This is a genomic window from Brevundimonas sp., from assembly GCF_032107865.1.
Classification (GTDB): Bacteria; Pseudomonadota; Alphaproteobacteria; order Caulobacterales; family Caulobacteraceae; genus Brevundimonas.
The window spans coordinates 1-3,988 of record NZ_DAMCNG010000233.1 but is presented as its reverse complement, the minus strand read 5'-3'; the positions used below and the strand labels follow the sequence as shown (position 1 = coordinate 3,988).

Here is a 3,988-nt window from a genome sequence, read left to right as displayed (position 1 = left end):
TGGGCGAACAGCCGCTGGGCGAACCCCTGTCCGGCTGGAAAAGCGAGCTTCTGGGCCCGCGCCTGGTCGGCCCCGCCCTGCACGTCACGCGCCAGCATCAGGACAGCGACGACGCCGTCTGGCTGGAGGTCGAGCACGACGGCTGGATGCCGGGCTACGGCCTGATGCACCAGCGCCGCCTCTATATCGACCAGCGCCTGGACGAACTGCGCGCCGAGGAGCGGCTGCATCCGCCCGAAGGCCGCCCCGAAGCGACCCGCGCCATCGCCGCCCCCTACGCCCTGCGCTTCCAGCTCGAACCGGGCGTCCAGGCCTCGCTGGCCCGCGACCGCCGCTCCATCCTGCTGCGCGGCCCGTCCGGACGCGGCTGGTGGTTCCGCAGCGACGGCCCCGACGTGGCCATCGAACCCGCCGTCCACATCGACGAGGGCCTGACTCGCCGCAGCCTCCAGATCGTCGTGCGCGGCTCCGCCCGAACCGACGCCGAGACCAAGGTCCGCTGGAAGCTGAGCCCGGCGGCGCGAGCGGCGACCCGCACTGATGCTCCGCATGATCTGTCAGCGCTGGATCTACCGGGTCGGCAATTCGACAGTCTGCGTGGACAACGCCTTCAGCTGGGCCGGATGGGCGCAGGAACGCCTCAGGGTCAATGACGAGACGGTGCAGGACAGTCGCGGCATGTTCCGAACCCGCCAGTCCTACGCGGAACCGTGGCTGACCACGATCGGCGAGGGCGAGCTGTCGGTGCGCATGTCCGCGCGCATCCTGAGCATCCAGTGCGAGCTTCTGCTGAACGGCGAGCCGCTGGAGCCCGAAGCCTATATGGCGACCCGCTGGGCCGGCCCAAAGAACACCTGGCCCGCCGAAGAGGATTGGCGCCCCGCTCGGCGTGGAGACTTCATCGCCTTGCCGAAGGCCGAGGCCGCCAAGGGCTGACGCCGCGCCCCGTTGGTGCTAGAGGCCCCGCCATCTCCCCGCCCCAGCCGTAAACGGACGCCGCCCATGCCCGCCGCTCCCGACTTTCCGCCCGCCCCGGACGCGATCAAACCCGTCCGCGCCCTGATCTCCCTGTCGGACAAGGCGGGGCTGGAAGACGCCGCGCGCACCCTGGCGGGTCTGGGCGTCGAACTGGTCTCGACCGGCGGCACCAAGGCGGCGATCGCGGGCTTCGGCCTGCCGGTCAAGGACGTGGCCGATCTGACCGGCTTCCCGGAAATGATGGACGGCCGGGTCAAGACCCTGCACCCCGTGGTGCACGGCGGCCTGTTGGGCGTGCGTAACGCCCCGGCCCACGCCGCCGCCATGACCGAGCACGACATCGGCGCCATCGATATCGTCTGGATCGACCTCTATCCGTTCGAAAAGACGGTCGAGCAGGGCGGCGGCTTTGAAGCGGCCATCGAGAACATAGACATCGGCGGCCCGGCCATGATCCGCTCGGGCTCGAAGAACCACGGCCACGTCGCCGTCGCCGTCGACGCCGAGAGCATCGGCCTGATCGTCGAAGCCCTAAAGGCCGACGGCGCGACGACGCTGGCCCTGCGCAAGCAGCTGGCCGCCCGCGCCTTCGCCCGCACCGCCGCCTATGACGCCGCCGTCTCGACCTGGTTCGCCGCTCAGCTGAACGACGCCGCCCCGGCCCGCAAGTCGATCGCCGGTTCGCTGGCGCAGACCCTGCGCTATGGCGAGAACCCGCACCAGACCGGCGCCTTCTACCGCACCGGCGAGAAGCGCCCAGGCGTGGCCTACGCCACCCAGATCCAGGGCAAGGAGCTGGGCTACAACAACATCGCCGACGCCGACGCCGCCTATGAGCTGGTGGCCGAGTTCGAGGCCCCGGCCTGCGTTATCGTCAAGCACGCCAACCCCTGCGGCGTGGCTGTCGGCAAGGATCTGTCGGAAGCCTACGCCCGCGCGCTGGAGTGCGACGCCGTCTCGGCCTTCGGCGGCGTCATCGCCGTCAACCGCCCGCTGAACGGCGCCGACGCCCGCGCCATCACCGATATCTTCACCGAGGTGGTCATCGCGCCGGGCGCCGACGAAGAGGCCAAGGCCGTCTTCGCCGCCAAGAAAAACCTGCGCCTGCTGATCACGGACGGTCTTCCGAACCCGCACGGCGCGGGCGAGGTGTTCCGCTCGGTCGCCGGGGGCTTCCTGGTGCAGTCGCGCGACCGCTCGCTGATCAAGCCGGAAGACCTGAAGATCGTCACGCGCCGCCAGCCGACGCCGACCGAGATCCAGGACATGCTGTTCGCCTTCACCGTGGCCAAGCACGTCAAGTCCAACGCCATCGTCTACGCCAAGGACGGTCAGACGGCGGGCATCGGCGCAGGGCAGATGAACCGTCGCGACAGCGCCCGCATCGCCGCCATCCGCGCCAAGGAAGCCGGTGAAGCCAAGGGTCTGGCCCACTCGCTGGCCGAGGGTTCGGCCTGCGCTTCGGAAGCCTTCTTCCCCTTCGCCGACGGCCTGCTGGAAGCCGTCGCCGCCGGGGCCACGGCGGTGATCCAGCCGGGCGGCTCGATCCGCGACGAGGAAGTCATCGCCGCCGCCGACGAACGCGGCATCGCCATGGCCTTCACCGGCGTGCGCGTCTTCCGGCACTAGGCTGAAAGAGCGCTAACGCGAGCCGCGCGGCGGCTCGCTGCTTGGGCGCAGAGAAGCGCCGGGCGCGTGTGATGAAGAGAGTGGAAGCGCCGTGGTCGTCGATCACGGCGCTTTTTCTTTGCGCGCCGAGCGGTATGGTCACGGTCATGGATACGATCGCCGCCCGCTGGACCCGCCTGGAACCGTATGTGCATGTCGTCGGACCGGACGACGACAAGGCCCGTCCGGCGGTGCTTCTGTTCCATGGTTGCGGCGGTCTGCGCGCCCACCTGCCGCGCTACGCCGAGGCGGCCAGGGCGGCGGGCTGGCGCGCCTTCATCATCGATTCCTACGCGCCGCGCGGCTGGGGCCGGAGCTTCACCCTGGTCGCCGTCTGCACCGGCCTGGCCTTTCGCGGCTATGAGCGCGCCGGCGACGTTCTGGCGGCCATTCACGGGATTTCGCAGCGGGCCGACGTGGACGCCTCGCAACTGGCGCTGGGCGGGTGGAGCCACGGCGGCTGGGCCATCATGGAGATGATGAGCGAGACGCCCGAGCCGGGCCGCATGGGCGTGGCCGACCCCGCAACCGTCGACCTGGCGGGCGTGAAGGCCGTCTGGCTGGCCTATTCCTATATCGGCCCCTGGGCCTTCAACCGGATGAAGCCGTGGCGTCATTGCCCGCGCGTCCTGGCGCTGACGGCCAAACGCGATCACCTGACCACTGTGCGCAACGCCGAACGGGTCAACGCCATGATCCGCAACTGCGGCTCGGAGGTCGAAAGCTGGGTCGCCGACGGCACCCACGCCTTTGACGAGCCGACCAACAACGGCCCCATGCGCCACCACCCCGAACTGACCGAAGAGGCGCTGCGCCGCTTCAGCGCCTTCCTGAAGGACAGCGCGCCCCACGCCTGAAAACAGTCTGCTGAAAATAATCTCTGGACCGCGCCTTGACGCGCGCCCCATCACGTAACAATTGAAGTTACATGAAAAGAGACTCCCGCCTCTCCAACATCCTTCACGCCCTGCTGCACATGGCCGAGCACGAACGGCGCTGCGGTCGACCGATGACCTCCGACATGCTGGCGACCTGCCTGTCGACCAATCCGGTCGTGGTCCGTCGCACCATGGCGGGCCTGCGCGAACAGGGGCTGGTCGTATCCGAGAAAGGCCACGGCGGCGGCTGGCGGCTGGCGCGCCCGCTGGAGGCCGTCACCCTGGGCCAGGTTCACGCCGCCCTGGGCGAGCCCGGCCTGCTGCCCGAGACACCGCCGGTCGAGGCCGAAGGCTGCCTGATCGAGGCCGCCGTCAACGACGCCCTGTCCGACACCTACGCCGCCGCCCGCGCCCTGCTGGCCGCGCGGCTGGACTCCATCACCCTGGCCGATCTGGCGGCGGAC

5 protein-coding genes are annotated in these 3,988 nt (G+C 69.9%); all 5 read left to right on the top strand.

Annotation, left to right across the window (positions count from 1 at the left end; translation table 11 throughout):
* On the top strand, positions 1 to 653 hold a 653-nt coding region (locus tag RT567_RS14495; RefSeq protein WP_313576970.1), incomplete at its 5' end, for a heparinase II/III family protein.
* 25 nt (positions 654 to 678) lie between these two features.
* Positions 679 to 936 carry a hypothetical protein gene (locus tag RT567_RS14490; RefSeq protein WP_313576969.1) on the top strand — a complete coding sequence of 86 codons (258 nt, stop codon included), beginning with the start codon at positions 679 to 681 and terminating at the stop codon, positions 934 to 936.
* Positions 937 to 1,002: 66 nt separating this feature from the next.
* Positions 1,003 to 2,607, top strand: a complete 1,605-nt coding sequence (gene purH, locus RT567_RS14485; RefSeq protein WP_313576968.1) for a bifunctional phosphoribosylaminoimidazolecarboxamide formyltransferase/IMP cyclohydrolase — start codon at positions 1,003 to 1,005, stop codon at positions 2,605 to 2,607.
* A gap of 146 nt (positions 2,608 to 2,753) precedes the next feature.
* Positions 2,754 to 3,503, top strand: coding sequence for a dienelactone hydrolase family protein (locus tag RT567_RS14480; RefSeq protein WP_313576967.1), 750 nt, complete (start codon positions 2,754 to 2,756; stop codon positions 3,501 to 3,503).
* Between the two features lie 71 nt (positions 3,504 to 3,574).
* A partial coding sequence (locus tag RT567_RS14475) for an Rrf2 family transcriptional regulator (RefSeq protein ID WP_313576966.1) occupies positions 3,575 to 3,988 on the top strand: 414 nt, incomplete at its 3' end.

Bases quoted from the DNA above. Each gene is read 5' to 3' on its own strand.
- RT567_RS14490 (WP_313576969.1), top strand. From the start codon at position 679: ATGTTCCGAACCCGCCAGTCCTACGCGGAACCGTGGCTGACCACGATC.
- purH (WP_313576968.1), top strand. From the start codon at position 1,003: ATGCCCGCCGCTCCCGACTTTCCGCCCGCCCCGGACGCGATCAAACCC.
- RT567_RS14480 (WP_313576967.1), top strand. From the start codon at position 2,754: ATGGATACGATCGCCGCCCGCTGGACCCGCCTGGAACCGTATGTGCAT.